Below are 784 nucleotides of genomic sequence, written 5' to 3'. Positions count from 1 at the left end.
GCCCCCCGCGACGTCGACAACCTCTACCGGTTCTACCGGGACCGGCTCGCTGAGATCTTCGGTCGAGTGGGCCGCGGTCGCGTCGGTCGGGTCGGCGTCCCGGGCGCCCGGCACCAGCGGGTGGTAGCGCACCTCGACCGGATAGGTGCGTCCGGAGACCTCGATGACGGGGGCGTCGCCGAAGTGCGCGGAGAACCGGGCCGTCTCGATCGTCGCGGAGGTGATGATCACCTTGAGATCCGGCCGGCGGGGGAGCAGCGAGCGCAGGTAGCCGAGGATGAAGTCGATGTTGAGGCTGCGTTCGTGGGCCTCGTCGATGATCAGCGTGTCGTAGCGGCGCAGCGACCGGTCCGTGGAGATCTCGGCCAGCAGGATGCCGTCGGTCATGAGCTTGACGAGGGTGTCGTCGTGCACCTGGTCGGTGAACCGGGTCTGGTAGCCGACGACCCCGCCGGCCTGCGGCGAGGGGGTGCCCAACTCCTCGGCGATGCGGTCGGCGACGGTGCGGGCGGCGATCCGCCGTGGCTGGGTGTGACCGATCATCCCGCGGACGCCGCGGCCGAGCTCCAGGCAGATCTTCGGAAGCTGCGTGGTCTTGCCGGAGCCGGTCTCCCCGGCGATGATCACAACCTGATGATCGCGGATCGCGGCGAGGATCTCGTCCTTGCGCTGCGTCACCGGCAGGATGTCGGGGTAGCGCAGCGCCGGTACCTTCGCCCGCCGCCGGGCGATCCGCGCGGCCGCCCGATCGGCGTCGGCGGCGATGGCTCGCAGGGCGCGCTGG

At 71.0% G+C, this 784-nt stretch carries 1 protein-coding gene; it reads right to left on the bottom strand.

Translation table 11 applies throughout. From position 1 onward, the window contains the following. A partial coding sequence (locus ND748_RS33130) for a DEAD/DEAH box helicase (RefSeq protein ID WP_251750173.1) occupies positions 1-784 on the bottom strand: 784 nt, incomplete at both ends.

This window comes from Frankia sp. AiPs1 (assembly GCF_023716945.1).
In the GTDB taxonomy this organism is placed as follows: domain Bacteria; phylum Actinomycetota; class Actinomycetes; order Frankiales; family Frankiaceae; genus Frankia.
This window is presented reverse-complemented; position numbering and strand designations above follow the sequence as displayed.